Source organism: Maribacter sp. MS6 (genome assembly GCF_056839185.1).
Map to the genome: position 1 here is coordinate 1,990,672 of NZ_CM166389.1, position 17,333 is coordinate 2,008,004.

Annotated in this window: 15 protein-coding genes; 10 read left to right on the top strand and 5 right to left on the bottom strand. The window is 45.7% G+C overall.

The genetic code is table 11. The features are described 5' to 3' along the window. The first annotated feature begins 303 nt into the window (after nucleotides 1-303). The 4 genes from MS6x_RS08780 (at nucleotide 304) to MS6x_RS08795 (ending at nucleotide 4,817) form a co-directional block, all read left to right on the top strand. Complete coding sequence (locus MS6x_RS08780) at nucleotides 304-771, top strand: (2Fe-2S)-binding protein (RefSeq protein WP_482607154.1); 468 nt, start codon at nucleotides 304-306, stop codon at nucleotides 769-771. Nucleotides 772-808: 37 nt separating this feature from the next. Next, nucleotides 809-2,962 carry a xanthine dehydrogenase family protein molybdopterin-binding subunit gene (locus MS6x_RS08785; protein WP_482607155.1) on the top strand — a complete coding sequence of 718 codons (2,154 nt, stop codon included), beginning with the start codon at nucleotides 809-811 and terminating at the stop codon, nucleotides 2,960-2,962. Nucleotides 2,963-3,157: 195 nt separating this feature from the next. Further along, complete coding sequence (locus MS6x_RS08790) at nucleotides 3,158-3,541, top strand: hypothetical protein (RefSeq protein ID WP_482606904.1); 384 nt, start codon at nucleotides 3,158-3,160, stop codon at nucleotides 3,539-3,541. Nucleotides 3,542-3,800: 259 nt separating this feature from the next. Beyond that, nucleotides 3,801-4,817, top strand: a complete 1,017-nt coding sequence (locus tag MS6x_RS08795) for a phosphotriesterase family protein (protein WP_482606905.1) — start codon at nucleotides 3,801-3,803, stop codon at nucleotides 4,815-4,817. 193 nt (nucleotides 4,818-5,010) lie between these two features. Here the strand turns inward: MS6x_RS08795 and MS6x_RS08800 are convergent, their stop codons facing one another. Then, nucleotides 5,011-6,792: an alkaline phosphatase gene (locus tag MS6x_RS08800; RefSeq protein ID WP_482606906.1), complete on the bottom strand. Its 1,782-nt coding sequence runs from the start codon at nucleotides 6,790-6,792 to the stop codon at nucleotides 5,011-5,013. Nucleotides 6,793-7,335: 543 nt separating this feature from the next. On the opposite strand from MS6x_RS08800, the gene MS6x_RS08805 reads away from it, so the two are divergent. From MS6x_RS08805 to MS6x_RS08825, 5 genes are all read left to right on the top strand, one after another. After that, on the top strand, nucleotides 7,336-9,495 hold the full coding sequence (locus MS6x_RS08805; protein WP_482606907.1) for a S9 family peptidase: 2,160 nt from the start codon (nucleotides 7,336-7,338) through the stop codon (nucleotides 9,493-9,495). A 198-nt stretch (nucleotides 9,496-9,693) separates the two neighbouring features. Next, nucleotides 9,694-10,023, top strand: a complete 330-nt coding sequence (locus tag MS6x_RS08810) for a nucleotide pyrophosphohydrolase (protein ID WP_482606908.1) — start codon at nucleotides 9,694-9,696, stop codon at nucleotides 10,021-10,023. 114 nt (nucleotides 10,024-10,137) lie between these two features. Then, on the top strand, nucleotides 10,138-11,964 hold the full coding sequence (locus MS6x_RS08815) for a DUF885 domain-containing protein (protein WP_482606909.1): 1,827 nt from the start codon (nucleotides 10,138-10,140) through the stop codon (nucleotides 11,962-11,964). A 253-nt stretch (nucleotides 11,965-12,217) separates the two neighbouring features. Then, nucleotides 12,218-12,589: a VOC family protein gene (locus MS6x_RS08820; protein ID WP_482606910.1), complete on the top strand. Its 372-nt coding sequence runs from the start codon at nucleotides 12,218-12,220 to the stop codon at nucleotides 12,587-12,589. A 474-nt stretch (nucleotides 12,590-13,063) separates the two neighbouring features. Next, nucleotides 13,064-13,513, top strand: coding sequence for a hypothetical protein (locus tag MS6x_RS08825; protein ID WP_482606911.1), 450 nt, complete (start codon nucleotides 13,064-13,066; stop codon nucleotides 13,511-13,513). 146 nt (nucleotides 13,514-13,659) lie between these two features. Here the strand turns inward: MS6x_RS08825 and MS6x_RS08830 are convergent, their stop codons facing one another. Continuing rightward, nucleotides 13,660-14,130, bottom strand: a complete 471-nt coding sequence (locus MS6x_RS08830; RefSeq protein WP_482606912.1) for a cupin domain-containing protein — start codon at nucleotides 14,128-14,130, stop codon at nucleotides 13,660-13,662. 143 nt (nucleotides 14,131-14,273) lie between these two features. On the opposite strand from MS6x_RS08830, the gene MS6x_RS08835 reads away from it, so the two are divergent. Then, on the top strand, nucleotides 14,274-14,753 hold the full coding sequence (locus MS6x_RS08835) for a c-type cytochrome (RefSeq protein WP_482606913.1): 480 nt from the start codon (nucleotides 14,274-14,276) through the stop codon (nucleotides 14,751-14,753). Nucleotides 14,754-15,047: 294 nt separating this feature from the next. On the opposite strand, the gene MS6x_RS08840 is transcribed toward MS6x_RS08835, so the two are convergent. The 3 genes from MS6x_RS08840 to MS6x_RS08850 form a co-directional block, all read right to left on the bottom strand. Further along, nucleotides 15,048-15,218, bottom strand: coding sequence for a DUF6747 family protein (locus MS6x_RS08840; protein WP_482606914.1), 171 nt, complete (start codon nucleotides 15,216-15,218; stop codon nucleotides 15,048-15,050). A gap of 434 nt (nucleotides 15,219-15,652) precedes the next feature. After that, complete coding sequence (locus MS6x_RS08845) at nucleotides 15,653-15,883, bottom strand: hypothetical protein (RefSeq protein ID WP_482606915.1); 231 nt, start codon at nucleotides 15,881-15,883, stop codon at nucleotides 15,653-15,655. A 280-nt stretch (nucleotides 15,884-16,163) separates the two neighbouring features. Beyond that, nucleotides 16,164-17,258, bottom strand: coding sequence for a DmpA family aminopeptidase (locus tag MS6x_RS08850; protein ID WP_482606916.1), 1,095 nt, complete (start codon nucleotides 17,256-17,258; stop codon nucleotides 16,164-16,166). Nucleotides 17,259-17,333: the final 75 nt, after the last annotated feature.

A 17,333-nucleotide genomic window follows, 5' to 3' on the forward strand; every position in this document is an offset into this window, starting at 1 on the left:
GAGGTACGAGGATATTGGTAACGAGATGCAGGCGTGTACCAGAGGTTCTCGATACACTTTTTTCCTTGTTGCACTGCGGAACAAAGCACTCGAACTGACAAACGGACCCGTATAAAAATAAAAACGAAAAAACCACGATGTCACTTCGAGTGAATTTACGAGGCACGAGGAAATTAGTATCGAGAAGCAGGCGTGTACCAAAGGTTCTCGATACCTACCCGTTAAAAAACAACCCCATGCTCATCCTAGATAGTATCGCTTCTTCTTTTTTGCTAACTTCACGGAAACGAGACGATTATGGCTATGTATTCACTGAACATCAACGGAACCTCACATGAGGTTGATGTAGCGCCTGGCACCTCATTGCTCTGGGTGCTACGGGAACATCTGGGCCTCACCGGCACCAAATACGGCTGTGGAATCGCACAGTGCGGCACATGTACCATCCATGTGGACGGCAATCCCGTAAGAGCCTGCATTGTTCAGGTAGATGCGATGGCCAAAGGGCAACAGATCAAGACCATTGAAGGTCTTTCCGAAAAGGGTGACCACCCCGTGCAACAGGCATGGATAGCCGCACAGGCCCCCCAATGTGGCTATTGCCAATCCGGGCAGATTATGCAAGCGGCCGCGCTCTTAGAAACGAACCCAAATCCCTCACGGGAGGAAATCAAAAGCTATATGAACGGCGTGCTATGCCGCTGCGGTACCTATTTGCGTATCCTAGAAGCCATTGAAATGGCCAAAGAACAAACCACTAAAACCTCCTAAGGCCATGAAAAATACAAGCACCAAAACGATGTCCCCCATGGGCCGCAGGCAGTTCTTAAAATCCTCAGGAGGCGTAGCCCTTTTTATTACGGCTTCCGGCCTTTTGCCCAGTATACTTTCCTGTACGGACACCGAGGGGGTTCAGCGCCAACTCACAAAACACGACGTCACCGCCTGGGTACGCATAACAGAAGACGGACAAATCACCCTCTACAATCCCGCGGCCGAAATGGGCCAGGGATCTATGACCTCCCTACCCTTGGTCTTTGCAGAGGAGATGGATGCGGACTGGTCTAAGGTAAACGTTGAATTTTCGCCCCAGGAGGCGGACATCTATGGCTCCCCAGGCTGGCAACCCGGCACCAAGCTCATGTTCACCGTGGGCAGCCGCACTACCAATAGCTACTACGCCGTCATGCGAAAAGCAGGGGCACAGGCCCGGTATGTGCTATTGCACACTGCAGCGGCCCATTGGCAGGTACCGCTTGCTGAATTGACCACGGGTCCAAGTACCGTCATCCACGAAAAGAGCGGCCAAAAAATAGGCTATGGCGCCTTGGCGGACTATTTGGCCATGCCGGAAACCCTGCCCGATTTTAGTGAAACGGGCCTAAAGGACCCCAAGGATTTTCGATTGATCGGGAGCCAGATTCCCCGAACGGAAATCCCTGAAAAAGTCAACGGCAAGGCCCTCTTTGCGGTGGACCTTCGTTTGCCGGATATGGTCTATGGTGTTTTGGAACGGGGCGCCCTACACGGGGCAGCCCCCACCTTGACCAATGAAGAGGACATCCTAGCCATGGAAGGGGTACTTAAAGTGGTGCCCTTTGACTATGCCATTGGCATAGTGGCCAACACGCTGGAGGCCGCCTTAAAGGCCAAAAAGGCCCTTGCCATCCAGTGGGGCAATGCCGAGGCCAAGGGCTTCAATTCGCAGGACATCTACCCTAGCTATGCCAATAGGGCCAGTGCTCCCCAAAAGGGAAAGACCGTCAACGAATTGGGCGATGTGGACCGTGCATGGCGTACGGCCGCCAAAACCTACGAGGCCGATTTTAAGAACGATTACGTGTACCATGCCCAAATGGAACCCCTCAATGCCATCGTACAGGTGGCCCAAGATGGGCAGACTGCCGAAGTCTGGGTGGGAAGCCAGCAAGGCCCGGATACCAAATTGGGCATTCCCGGTCTCTTGGGCATTCCCCATGAGGCGGTGAACGTGCACCTGCAGTATTTGGGCGGTGGCTTTGGACGGCGGAGCATGAACGATTTTGTACTGGAATGCGGGAGCTTGGCACAGGCCATGGCCCCACAACCGGTGAAATTGGTATGGACGCGCGAAGATGATGTTACCTATGGCTGCTTTAGACCCTTGACCCTGCAACGGCTAAAAGTAAGTGTCGATGCCCAGGGTACCCTCACCGGTTTCTCCCATTGTGTGGTGGGCGATGGTGGCAATTTAGTGGCGAGTGGCGCACGTAACGACCATTACGCCATACCCAACCAATGGGTAGAATGGCGCGAGGCCTCCCACGGCATACGCTTAAAACACTGGCGTTCGGTAGGTCACGGTCCCAACAAATTTGCCATTGAGGCCATGTTGGACGAGGTGGCCCAAGATCAAGGGGTTGACCCCGTTGCCCTGCGCAGAAAACTAATGGTCAACGCCCCTAGGGCCTTGGCAACACTGAATAAAGTGGCCGAAATCTCGGAATGGGACGCCCCAATGCCCGAAGGCCGCGCCAAGGGGGTTGCCTTTGTGGAGCACGGTTCCTTGGGTACAGGGGTGTGCGAAATCTCGGTAGACCATACGACAGGCCAAATTAAAGTGCACCGTTTTTGGATTGCCTTGGATGCCGGGGTCATCGTACAACCGGATAATGTAAAAGCCCAAATGGAAGGCGGTGTAATCATGGGCATCAGTTCGGTGCTCAAAGAACAGATTACAGTGGTGGACGGCCAAGTGCAACAACGCAATTATGACGACTACCAACTCCTGCGTATGCAAGAGGTGCCCGATAGTATTGAAACGGTGCTCCTCGCCTCAGCGGAGCATCCGGAAGGGGTGGGCGAAACCGCGACTCCCATGGTGGCGGGAGCCATTGCCAATGCCTTTTTACGGCTAACGGGCAAACGCCTACGGCACCTGCCCTTTACCCCAGAACGGGTGTTGGACGTATTGAACAGTTAAAGTGTTGAATCCCGGAACACAGAAAAGCGGCAGATTTCCAACACCGTGGCGAGGCGTCAAAGCTTTACATATTCGAATTTTGGGCTATTCAGTGTTGTAAATTTCTTATCTTAAAGAAACTATACGGATGTACATCACATAGAACCGTTACATATTCCCCCATGACCAGGTATAGGAATCAAAAATCATGGTATTATGAATACAGGGAAAACTTCAATTCACACCATTGCCCTTTTCTTCATGGCAATTACACTAGTTCAGAGCTGTGTAGTCTATCAAAAGAATCCCGTCGGTCTTTTACAGGCGGAACAATCAGAACAACGCGTTAAGCTGAAAACCAGCGCAGAACAAACTTTCTATTTTGAACAGATTGTGTTGGAAGAAAATCAATTTTATGGTCTCAAAAAAGAAAAACGGGAACTCGTTCCCATAGTCATCACCGATGATGGGGCTACGGATGTCTTTTTACATAGTAAGCGCAAATCAACAATAACCACGATAGGGATTATTCTAGTGCCTTTGATTGGTCTTATTATTTATGGAAGAACAATGACTTTTGATTCAGGATTAGAATTTTGACAAGGCACCAAACGGGTTTGCAAAGCCGGCTATACCGAGCCCACTAACGATACACTACCTAGGCAGCAAAGTGCCAGGGTACTAAAGGTCAGCATTGGTTGCCTTTTAAAATATATCCTTAACTTACTGTAGTATAAAGAACGTAATTTCCCGTACCAACCGCCCTCAAAAGCAACGCTGGTGTAGCTACGTAGGAGAGTAGCTGTTTGCAGTACGATGTTTCAACTAAACCGACAACCTCGGAAAATTAAAAATAGGTATGAAATATAGCATTGGTCTCTGTACGATTTTGTTGTTGTCTTGTCTTTGTGTTCAAGGACAGGAGGATCGATATATCATGACGGTAAGAGGAAAGCTCGCCGTTGGCGAAATGGGGAAAACCTTGGTACATGAGCATATGGTTACCAATTTTGATGGCACCCTTAGCCCCAACCAATCTTTTAAAGACCAGGAACTGGCCATAAAAACAATCTTGCCGTATCTAAACCATCTTAAATCCTTGGGCTATAGCACCCTTTTTGAGTGTACGCCAAGCTATATAGGCAAAGATGTAAGGCTTCTACAAAAGCTTTCAGAACTGTCCGGCCTCCATATTGTCACGAATACGGGATACTATGCGGCGGTGGATAAAAAATATCTCCCGGAAATTGTCCAGGACGAAACCGTAAACTCCTTGGCAGCCCTATGGTATAAAGAATGGCAAGAAGGGATCGCAGATACAGGAATTAGGCCAGGCTTCATTAAGTTGGGGGTAGGCACGGGAACATTGGATGCCATAGAGCAAAAGATTTTCAGGGCCGGGCTGTTGTTAAGTAAAAAAACAGGAATGGCTGTTGCGGTCCATACTGGAGATGGCGCCAGTATGGCATCCCAAGCCCGTTTGGTCGAGGAGCACAATTTTGATTTTAATAGGCTTATTTGGGTCCATGCGCAAAATGGGGAAGAGGAGGAACGTATACGTATGGCCAAAAAAGGACTATGGATCAGCTTGGATGGGGTGAGTAAAACTAGGATCGACGACTATGTTGCCATGATTGTAACCCTTCGGGAACATGGGCTACTATTCAAACTGTTACTATCCCATGATGATGGTTGGGCCGTTGTGAACGATAACGGGGAACATTCCTTAGCGCCCTTTGAAAATGGTAACGATAGCCCCTACCGGACCATTTCGGAGGTATTGTTGCAAAAGCTTTACGAACGTGGATTTACCAAAGAACAGATCGATTTACTTTTTATCGAAAATCCTAAACTAGCGTTTGCACTACCCCATTGAACCTTCAACATAAGGGTTCATGTCGCTTACCAAAGAGGTATAAGCTTGGTACCGCCTAAATCCATATGATTTCTCTAATTACTATCTTTAAACAAGAAGTGTACTAGACTAGCGACTAAAATTTAACCCTTTAATTATCTAGGAATCGAATTCTTACTGACCTTGTAGTCGCGTTTCCCCTTTACGGGAAAAATCACTTCGCTGTAGGGGTCGTATTCAAGGCTTTTACTATTTTATCGAACACCGCTGTATTTTCAAATGTGCCTTGAAACGTATGTGATTGTGGCCCATAGGCAAAAAGAGGGACAAAAATACCGGTATGGTCATCTGTAGTGAAATCCGCTTCAATAATGCCGCTCGCTACATTCCCTTGCGGTAGGGTGAGTCCGCCTGTTTCGTGATCTGCTGTTATGATCACCAAGGTGTTCTTGTTTTTGTCCGCAAATTGTATGGCTTCGCCAACAGCCTTGTCAAAAGCGAGTGCTTCCTCAAGCAGGCCGCCAATGTTGTTGTCATGGCCATAAGAATCTATTTTTGCGCCCTCCACTAGGAGGAAAAAAGGGGCCTTTTTCTGTCCAAAATTAAAAAGTACGTTTTTCAAAGCTTTGTCCAATGGGGCCGGACGCGTATCCGTTGGGAAAAATGCACCCGTTTTTGTAGTGCTCGTGGTTTTAATGCTTTCCAGATCGGCTACCATGTTAAAACCGGAGAATGTATTTTGGGTTAACGTGTCGGCGCCTTTGGCCGCAACAAATATGTCCAGGCTACTATTTTTCAAATCCGTTAGAATGGCCTTGGTCATGGCCCTATCTTTTTGATGGGCATAAAACGAGCTTGGGGTGGCCCCGTCAATTTCATCTGTGGTAATTATTCCGGTCCTAAAACCGGCACCGGATAGCTGTTCTACGAGATTCGTTACAGGTACTCCGTCCGCGTTTACACCAATGGCCCTATTATGAGCTTTGACACCTGTGGCCATGGCAGTGGCCGCCCCAGCGGAGTCTGTTGTAAAATCATCCCCGGATTGTGTCTTTACCAAGCCTATATGCTTCAATTGTGTCAGGCTAAGGGACCCTCGGTTGGCTAAGGCCGTAGCGGAAATTTGGGCCAGACCGTTTCCGTCCCCTATCATAAGAATGATGTTTTTTGGGTGTTCCTCCGCACCATCTCTTTCAAACAAGGGAACATACACAGGGCGTTTCTTGGTGTTTTCATAGACCCGCTTCGGTAAGGAATGTACGTAGGTAACACAGGCATAAGGATGGTCTGTATTTACATAGTCCACCCCTAGGTCTACCATCGCCTTCCAAGCGGTCTTGGAGTCCGGGGTGGCCCAAAACCGAAATGGTTTACCAAAGGAATGCGCTTTTTTAACCGCAGCAGCGATAGGTCCCATATCCTCCGTTGTCAGTCTCCCTTTACCGTTCCAATCTGTAAAACGCCTAAAGGACAAACTGATCAAACCTACTTTCTTAAGGATACTAGCATCTTCAAGGGGTGCTAAACTTTGATAATCAAAAGAGATGAAATCCGGATAGGTCACATACTGCGAAGGTTCAGGCCGGTTACCGGAAATTACAAGGCGTAGGTTGGTACTTTGTATAATGCTTGGATATTCTCGTAATGCTGCAATCAGTGCATCTAAGGTGGGTACTGCCTCGGACTTAATATCAATCAAAACTTGTAGGGGGGCATTATTTAGCAGTCCTAGATCAAGCGCTTCTTTTAAGGGTTCCAGGTACAGTCTTTTCAAGGTCCTAGCATCGGTAGTGCTTTCTGGCTCATGGGCTACGAGTAGGTTTCCATGCTGCAAAAATACATCGGCCTCCAGCGAAGCCACACCGGCCGATACCGCTTTCCAAAAAGGTACATTTTGCTCATAATCATTATGGGAATGCACGTTATAGCCTTGGGAACTACCTACAAAAGTACCAATAAGCAACAGGAAAAGAATCGTTGAAAAGGTTGGTTTCATAGCATTGTGCTCACAAAAAGATTTTCCTCAAGGTAAGACTTAATTTTCATATGTGTTAGCGGGGATATCCCCTTAGGCACCTATTCCTTTGGCAGTTACCATTCGGTGTAACAGAAGAAAAAGCAATTTGTAAACAACTCGAAGGTAAATCCCTGAAAAATTTAGGTACCGCATATTAGGTCCCCTTAACAGCACGCCATGATGCAAAGCGTATTGAAGCTTTTACAAGCAAGTTAAGCCTGTGATGACCAGCTTAGATGCATAAGCGATCAAGATACTCTGTTTTTGTGATAAGTATTAATTGTATGACCATTTAGCCTAAGGCTTCCTAAAGCATACAGAAAATCTCTTATCTTAGTTCCGCACATAAAAGATACATAGATCATTAATGATCTATATACAGTTGTTATACGCCATGGAAGAGATGATAAGAAAACTAAAAAGTCCGACCTGGAAGACCTTCAAAAACCGTACTCGCTAATGGCGAGAGCGCTATTTGAGCAGTATAAGATTATTTTACTTGACAGTTACTAAAGCAAAAGGATGCAAAAGAACTATTTTTCGCAAATATGGGTGGTGGCAGGCTTACTGATGGCGATGCCCGTCACAGTCACAGCTCAGGAAGGTGAGCTCACGCTTAATGACCTGTTCGCAACGCCAAAATTGACGGGAACAACCCCCTCCCGACCCGAGTGGGCACCGAACAGCGAACACTTCGCCTTTTCCTGGAGTGAACCAGGAAATCCTGGGCGTGGCCTCTGGGTATCCACAAGCGATGGGAAGGAAATACGCCTCAGTTCCAATACGGCATCCGCGTCAGTTCGCGATATTGTCTGGACCGACGCGAACACAATCATCAGCCTCCGAGGTAACAACCTATGGCAGACCTCCCTAAGTCAAGGAGACGACATCCAGTTTATGCCCGTCAAGGCAGGTGCACATAACCTGGCTTTATCGCCAAGCGGCAACCAAGCGGCGTATATACAAAACGGTGACCTGTGGCTTGCTGACTTCCCTTCCAAACAGAATCGCCAACTCACCGAGATCGGCATCGCCAGTCTCTCGAGCTTACAGAAGGGGCGCTACAGCCGACCGGAACGTGAAATCGGTCCAGGCATCTGGAGTGGGCCAGAGTACAAGTGGTCCCCGGATGGAAAGACAATCGCGTTTCACGTCGTAGACCGACGAGAGATGCGAAAGGTACCGTTCCCGGATTACCTCGCTGCCGAAACTAATCCCAACGAGGTACGCCGAAGTTACCCGGGCGATCCAAACGAGATTCGCAGGGTTGGCCTACTCGATGTAGAAAACGGTAACATTATGTACCTCGATTTGCCAGACCCACACGCCAACCAGATCATCGACTTCAACTGGTCACCTGGCGGTGCGCTGCTGGTTGATACCGCATCGGACACGGCGGTTGAACGTAAGTTGTTTGTCGTGGCACCCGGAGAAAGCCAACTGCGCGAGATTTGGCGAGGTGTTCGTGAGAGCCGCATGTACACATCGTTTGGATCTACCTGGCATCCGGATGGTAAGAAGGTAGTTTTCTTAAGCGATATGGGTGACCGTTACGGCCTTTATACGATTGATGCCTCACCGTCTAGAAATAATCCACAGCTCCTGACAGATCCGTCCTACGATGTGCTGTCCTCCCCGACTGTTGCTGGTAATACACTGTTTTATGCAGGCAACGGCGTTAATCCTTACGAACAACACGTATATCGCCTGAATTTGTCCGGTGGCGACCCTGAGCAGGTGACGCGTCTTTCTGGCCGGAACGTTGGCTACCCCTCACCGGATGGCCGGACCTTGGTATTCATGCACAGCAACGACACATCACCGCCCGAGCTTTACGTGGTAAGCAGCGAGGGTGGTGTCGCTACGCGAGTAACCCACTCGCCGATGCCCGCCTTCACGGAGCAAACCTGGGAGGCTGCGGAATACGTTAGTTTCCCCAGTCTTGTAGATGACTACACGCTGCATGCCAGGATTCTGAAACCTACCAACATGCAGCCCGGCAAGAAGTATCCAGTGCTGTTTGGTCCCGTGTATTCGAATACAGCAAGGAACCGCTGGGCCGGTAACTACAGCCTAGTACAGCAGCTGTTGGCCAAGAAGGGATATATTATCGTGCAGGTGGATTCACGTGGTAGCAACGGTTATGGCCGGGCATTCCGTGAAGAGTTCCTGTTTGGCTTTGCCGGCGAGGATATTGAAGATTATGCAAGTGCCGTTGCCTACATGGAGTCACTGGATTATGTCGATCCCGATCGCATCGGCATCTGGGGCAGCAGTTACGGTGGCACACTCTCAGTTTATGCGCTGTTGATGAAGCCGGGCTTGTTCCAGGTGGGTGTTGCTGCAGCGGCAGCTGTTGACCCAATGTTCTTTGGCACGGACGACGTTGCGATTGTTCGTAGCCCACAGACACACCCAGAAATCTTCGAAAGAAAAGCGCTCAACTATGCATCGAATCTAGAGGATAAACTCCTTTTCATCCACGGCATGCAGGACCATGTGGTACCATTCAAGACGACGGCCGTGTTAGCTGAAGAACTGATTAAACAGGGCAAGGACTTCGACTTTGCCTTTGCACCAGGTGCGACACATGGATGGAGCCGTGAGCAGCATTACGATAGCTACCTTTTTGGCAAGATAATCGAATACTTTGATCGACACCTAGCTGAACCTTCTAAGTAGCTATTTGCAGGTGTCTTGTTACAAGGTGTTGAGGAACACCGTTCAGATTTTTAGAACGCCGCACACCAAACGATATACCTCATGCCTTACCTAAATTATCTGATAGTGAAACGCAACAAAAGAAACATTCCCGATATTTGAAAACCCAGAGGCACGTGCCATATCTGAGCGTTGTGTTTCATTATGAAAAACTAAAACATGAGTGACATAAAAGAAATAACTGAAGCCTTGATTAAATTCAGAAACGAAAGAGATTGGGAACAATTTCATAACCCTAAAGATCTCGCAGTAGCACTTAATATTGAAGCAGGTGAACTGTTAGAGAACTTCTTATGGAAATCTCATGAAGAAGCCGATAAAGAAAAAGTAAAAGAAGAATTAGCTGATGTACTAGCTTATTCTTTTCTCTTAGCTGAGAAATATGATTTTGATATTAAAGACATCATATTCGAAAAAATAAAAAAGAACGGCGAAAAATACCCAGTAGCGAAATCAAAAGGAACTGCTAAAAAATACAACGTCCTTTAAGGATGCTACGGTACCATACACGAACCGTTGTACTTTCCTAGACTAACAAAACATTGAAGAAGTTGAAAGTAATAAACGTGCTAAATCCACTACAAATAATCTAATCATAAAAAAATGAACCGACCGCTACTAGTCATCCTACTGCTACTACTTACTTTCAGCTGCAAGGAGGAAACATCCGCCCCGCAAACAACAGAAGGAATCCCGATTGATACCATTTTTAGCCAGTATCAAAGCTTCAAGAATCGCATCAATCCCATTGAAGCCACAAAAGGAGGGAATCGTGCATACGATGATCAGATAGCGAATTATATCTCCGATGCCTATCAACAAGACTTGAAGACGAACTACTCCCACTTTTTAGATCTGTTACAGGAAATTGACACCATCACACTATCTGAAGCAGACCTTATGAGCATGAAGGTGATGCAATGGGATTGTGAAGTAAAGCTAGAGGGCCTAAATAATGCCCTAGTAACCATGGCGTCCCCCATTTATAACTTACCCAGTTTTGAATTGATGCCGCTTTTTCAAATTCAGTCCTTGCATTTATACGTGGCCCAACTAGCGGCAGGTGGGAGCGTGCAGCCTTTTGCTACCGCAGCAGATTATGACAATTGGTTGCAACGCGTGGAGGACTACCTTGCCTTTCTGGATACGGCTATGGCCATGATAAAAGAAGGCATGTCCAAAAACATTGTCCTGCCCACCGTGCTCACCCAAAAAATGATACCACAATTAGATGAATTTATCTCCAACCCAGTGGAGGAGCATTTATTCTTCAAACCTATTTTAGCGCTTCCTGAAAAAATAAACGCAGCAGAGCGCCAGCGAATTGCTACGGCCTATCGTACCATGATCACTACGAAGTTAAAACCGAAATATACCGAGCTGCAGCAGTTTTTGGTGAATGAATACCTTCCCGCATGTAGAGCAACGGCAGGTATTGGGGTCTTGCCACATGGACCAGAAACCTATAGGTACCTTATTAAGTTACATACGACGACAAACATGACTGCCGATGAGATCCACGAATTAGGGAAAAGTGAAGTCGCCCGTATTTTAGTTGAAATGGAGGAAGCGAAAAATAAAATAGGGTTTACCGGAGATATCAAGGCATTTTTTGAATTTGTGCGCAACGACCCGGAACAAATGCCTTTTACTGACCCACAACAGGTACTCGGTAATTTTAATAGCATCAAGGAAAGAATTATGCCGACCTTAAATCAAGTGTTTGATTTGAAACCCAAGGCCGATTTTGTTGTCAAAAGAACCGAAGCGTTTCGAGAATCGTCGGCAAGTGCAGAGTATACGCCCGGAACCAAAGATGCGTCGCGGCCAGGTATATTTTATGTACCCATTCCTGATGTAAAAACGTATAACAAATATGCCGATGAAGCGCTATTTCTACATGAAGCCATTCCCGGACACCATTATCAATTAGCATTACAACAAGAAAACACCGCATTACCAGAATTCTTGCATCCGGAAAGCATGGGGGTTTTTGTTGAAGGATGGGCCTTATATGCGGAATCCTTAGGTAAGGAACTAGGGCTTTACGAAGACCCTATTCAATACTTTGGCATGCTAAGTATGGAAATGCACCGTGCCATACGATTGGTGGTAGATACCGGAATACACAGCAAAGGGTGGACACGAGAGGAAGCGATTCAATATTCCCTGGATAACGAGGCGGAATCCGAAGCGTCGGTAATCGCTGAAATTGAACGCTATATGGCGACTCCGGGACAGGCCTTATCCTATAAAATTGGTCAACTAAAAATTAGGGAATTACGGACTAGGGCAGAGACTAGACTAGGGGATGCATTTAGTGTTACCGAGTTTCATAATCAAGTCCTAAATTCCGGTAGCTTGCCCTTAGTATTGTTGGAAGAAAAAATTGATGCATGGATTACGTCGCAATTGGCTGCTGTTGAGTAACATGCAATACTGCTAAAAACGAAGGAAAGTGCCACAGTGAAGCAAAGGCATACTATTTTTTTAAATCCTTAGATATGAGTATCTTAGAGAGCACCCTATCGTATTCCGGTCTTTTTGTAACACTATACAAGTAGCAGATTACACCGGTGCAGGGATAAAAGCTATGTGCACCTAGGGCATACTGTAGGGTTTTGGCTTATCTGCGATGCGCGGAACAGCAACACGATCATTGTTTAACTAAATATATAGAACTATGAAATTAGGCGCCTTTTCAATAAGCCTTAGTGTTAAAGACATTAAAGCTTCCAAACAATTTTACGAGCAGCTCGGTTTTACGGTTTTTGCAGGGGATATGGAGAAAAACTATCTCATCATGAAAAATGAGGATTCCCTGATCGGCTTATTTCAAGGGATGTTCGAAAACAACATCCTCACCTTTAATCCAGGATGGGACGTAAATGCACAAAAACTGGAAGATTTTGACGATGTAAGAGATATCCAAAAACGACTTAAAGACAACAAGATAGCCCTTGAACGCGAAGCGGACCCAACGACTACCGGGCCTGCAAGTATTACGATACTGGACCCGGATGGGAATGCCATCCTCATAGACCAACATGTATAGCGGAAACGACCTTCGTTTTGAAATGGGTGATCCGACTTGCCGTTTTTAACTATCTATGAACAGGATATGGCATCGCTAAACTTAAGCGATACAACCCCTTAGCCCTACGGTAACGCAACCTTTGTATCATTTCAACATCTATTTACATAGTACACCTGCTGTAACCTTCTTAGAAATCAGCATTTGGTGATTTCGCAGGAACGTACGGTTGTACTATACGTGTAGCACGTTGCCCCCAAGAAGAGCCGATGAGGTGTACTTGGCTTTTGTTTTAACCAAAGTACAGCTCGGTCCATTTAGAAAAATAATGGGCCTAGGAACAAAAAAGAGGTTATAGTGTTTTATCTCCTACCATATATAGGATGGCCTTAGGTTCCCGACGGTACCTTTACAGGGTCGGTAAAGCAGTCTTCCCCATGCCTATCCTACGGTAAGAAATAGCGCTGTGTAATTCTTAAAAAAATACGTTTACCTATGAAAACTATTGGAAAGTATGTGATGCGCCTAAAGAAAACGATGGTATTCGGGGTCCTGGCCCTGGGTCTTTTTACGGCCTGCGATGAGGGTTGTAACGATTGTTTAGATCTGGCGGCTAAAACAATTCTTGTAGTCGATGCCTCGGGCACCAATCTTTTATTTGGGAGTACGGCCGTTTATAATCCGGAAAATGTAGTGCTGAGAAGTGCAGATGGCGAAGAACAGGCCGTTTTTATTGATGAAAATACCAATACGCTGCAGTTTTTTTTACAACGGGGTATGGAGGAATATGAGTTGGTACTATCGGAAGATATGGTAGATACCTTAGCTTTTGAACTTACCGAACGTAAAAGTGAACGCTGTTGTGGCACACAGACGGTGTCGACCTCCACCAGTTTAAACGGAGCACGTATTGAAAACTCAGATTTGATTACCATCGTTAAATAAGAAATGTGCGATACAGCACAAATGCACGGTTGTTCGCCCAAAAAATTAGCAAGGAAACAGCGTAGGGCGAATGTCTCACTGGACTTCTTTGCTTCCCGTATGTGAAACCGATATCCACTGTAACCCTCTTTTTGAACCCAAATACTTTAGTTCTTCGCTAACTGCTCCCCCACTGCATCATAGGCTTCTTGGGAAAGCACTTCGGTCCAGACGGTGGTGCCGTTATAGATGGCCAAGTAGGTCACGTCACTTTCTTTACTGGAGGCATGCCAATGCTCCGTATCCTGGGCACAGGTGACCACATCGCCTTCTTTTATGCGTACGGGTTCTTTTCCCCGTTCCTGGTAATAGCCTTCCCCTTCTATGATTAGGAGTACCTGCTGCGCCGTGTGTTTGTGCCAATCCAAGGTAGAGTTTGCCTTAAATGTGGCTTTGGTAATGTTATAATTTTCGTCACTATCCGTTCGTAGTACGCTATGCAGCCAAGCCTCTCCTATATAATGGGTATTCGGGGCTTTGTTTCCTTCCTCCAAGTAGGAGTTTACCGTGTACTCGGATGTTTGGGCACAAAGTACCAGCGGTAGAAATACGAAGACTAGTGTTGTTAACTTTAGCATGATTTCGGTTTTGAGCTCCAAGATAAGATAAAATCCACTATTCCCATGTGCAAACCACTTCACCTGCTGACCTAGGTCATTTTCGGTGTTTTTCCAGCACCTTATATTTGGGACAAACATTACATACGAACCTAAAACAACACATGATGAACACTAAAACTAACAGCGTCTGGAACTTATCTACCTATCTACAGCTATTTCTTCTTCTATGTGCAGGCATCCTGTTAAGTAGTTGCAACGAAGAAGCACGTGGATTTGCCTTGCCCGAAGGCGATATAGAACGCGGAAAGGCCGCCTTTACCAACTTATCCTGTAACGAATGCCATAGCATTTCCGGAATTGAATGGAAGGGAGGACCCGATAACCTGAACATACAATTGGGAGGGGAACTTCCCAGCAAAAAAACCTACGGGGAGCTGGTGACCTCCGTGATTCACCCGTCACACAAAATAGCACAGCCCTACTCCCAAAATAATACGACCACAACCACCGATGCAGGCGCTTCCAAAATGAAGAATTACAACTATGTAATGACGGTACAGGAACTCATTGACCTGGTTACGTTTCTGCAATCGGAATACAAAATAAAGATTCCGAATAGGTATTCCTATCCCTACTATTAGTAGTGCAGGCGGGTAGCTGTTTCCAGTCCTTGACATTTGAAGTGAATTTACAAACTGCAGAATTCCAGTAGTATAACAGTCGCTCAACTATAGGGGCAGATGCTCCCCCGTAACATCGGTTCCGTTTTTCACAATGTAAAGACATAGACCCAGTGTGTCATACCTACCTAGCAAAAACAAAAAAGCCAGTCTTACGACCGGCTTTTGATGCTTCCCCACCGTTCCCGATAGGAATCGGGACAGCGTATAAGAAAAGTACACATGCTGTTATACGCTACAGATTCGCCAAAGAGTCTAATCAAACGCAAACCCGGTTGAAATTCTGTAAATGAATGCATAGAGCACGATGACAAACATGATAAAACTGAACCATGCGAAAAATTTGAAATATCGCTTTGCTATGTAGTGGCCAAGGTCTTTGAAACCTTCCGTATAAATTTCCTTTAATAGTAGAACTGTTTTCATAAACTAGGATTTTAAATTAAAACTAGGTTGCCGCTACTTACTTACGCGTCAACCACTTACCAACTATAAAGTCCCAACACTATGCCAAACCCTACCCCGCTAGGATGAACGGTACTTAATTGTAGACGAATTGTTAAAAAGCGATAATATGTAATCGAAAAACAAAGTTTCCTTGTACTAACTTAACTGCACTAAGGGGTACTATCCTTTCTTAAAAACTATTCAGCACTATTGCCAATGGTTTCTTCTAAAAACCCACGAGGCTTTATTCTAATAAGTCTAACACAATAGATTTAAATGTAATGAGGAACGGAATACTGAGGTTGAAGCATAGCTAAATACCCTTAAAACAGGAAAATACAGGATATAAGCCCTATATAAGTTGAAATACGAAGTAAAAAATAAGGTTTTTTGATGTTTAGAAGATCGCTACACTAAAGATGAACAAAGATCTCCCTTGTCCGCAATTCTTGTTGCCTAAGAAGATTCTGGAACATGGATACGGTTCTTTCCTGATATTGCTCAGGTATCTCTCCCCTAATGAACCAATCCCGATAAATAGGAGTAGTGGCATCCAATCTAAATTCTGTTTGTATATGCTCCATGGCGATATTTCTGGTAGGGTCGTTCATTTGACTGAACATCGATTTAAGATTCTCTATCATTCCTGCTGTGCTCTTATCCTATAAATATACTGTAAAATATGCTATGACGAAATCTTAAAAAATAGCGATAGCAAAAGTTATCTAAACTAGATTGGCAGAATACCATTTAAAAAAAAGTTTGTCGGTACCGTAACCAAAAAAAAGCTGCATTATTTCTGATATGGCTTTTGAATAGTCGGGGTTTCTAAACACCCTTACATCTTTCAAAGGACAGGCTTTTTCATTTCCACTCTTACGTTATTTAAATACTTAACGTGACCTTGGAATATGCTAACCGTTTTTAATTTTTCAGCTTTCCTGCATCTTTCAGCAATTGTACTACCTGTGCTTTAGGCAGTGCTTCAATCGTATGACCATCGCGGCCAACCATGGTTTCGGCTGCAAACAAGGAATTGAGAATAGCCTCTTCCGTGGCTTCAATAACGGCTAAAAAGAGTGGGGTCATAGCCTCGTTTCGTAAGGTCGTACCTGTTTGTAGTTGTTCTTCGGAACGATACGGAATACGGCAACTTTCAGCGGTAGATACGGCGATTACATAATCGCCACTGCCGTTGCTTGCAATGCCCCCTGTTTTTGCCAAGCCCAGCATTGCCCGTTTGGCAAGGCGTTCTAAATTGCGGCTTTCAAGTGGAGCATCGGTCATCACCACCATCATACAAGAACCATCGGCTTCGTATTTAAAACTATCGGAATAGCGGTTTAGTTTTTTACCAACGGCCACGCCGTTTACCTCAAGGACACCACCAAAATTAGTCTGTACCAAGACACCTAGGGTATACCCGCCCGCTTTTGTTGGCAATACTCTAGAGGCGGTGCCTATTCCGCCTTTATAACCAAAACAAACGGTGCCTGTACCAGCACCCACATTTCCTTCTTGAACGCGTCCACCACTACTATTAGCAATCGCATCTAAAACTGCTTTTTTAGTCACATGACGCCCTCGAATATTGTTCAAATACCCATCATTGGTTTCGCCAACCACCGCATTTATAGAACGAACGTTTTTATTCTCAGGTTGGTCCAGTGTATAGCCAACCACTGCATCAATTGCCGTGGCAACATTTAAGGTATTGGTCAAAACAATAGGTGTCTCTAGATTCCCAAGTTCTTTTACTTGGGAGTAGCCCGCAAGTTTTCCAAAGCCATTGCCAATATAAATGGCTGCAGGTACTTTTTGTTGAAAAATGTTGTCCGCATGGGGCAAAATAGCAGTGACTCCGGTTCTTATATCGTCTCCATCAATAAGCGTTGTATGCCCTACGCGTACTCCGGGCACATCGGTTATTGTATTGAAGTTTCCTTGTTTTAAAACACCGATCTCGATACCGTAATCACGGACTCGTTTTTGGTTCTGGGCATTACTTTGACTTACCATTGAAAAAAGAATAAAGCATAGGAAACATACTCTCATGGGGCTAAAAACTGATTAAGAATTAGTTTAAAGCTACAT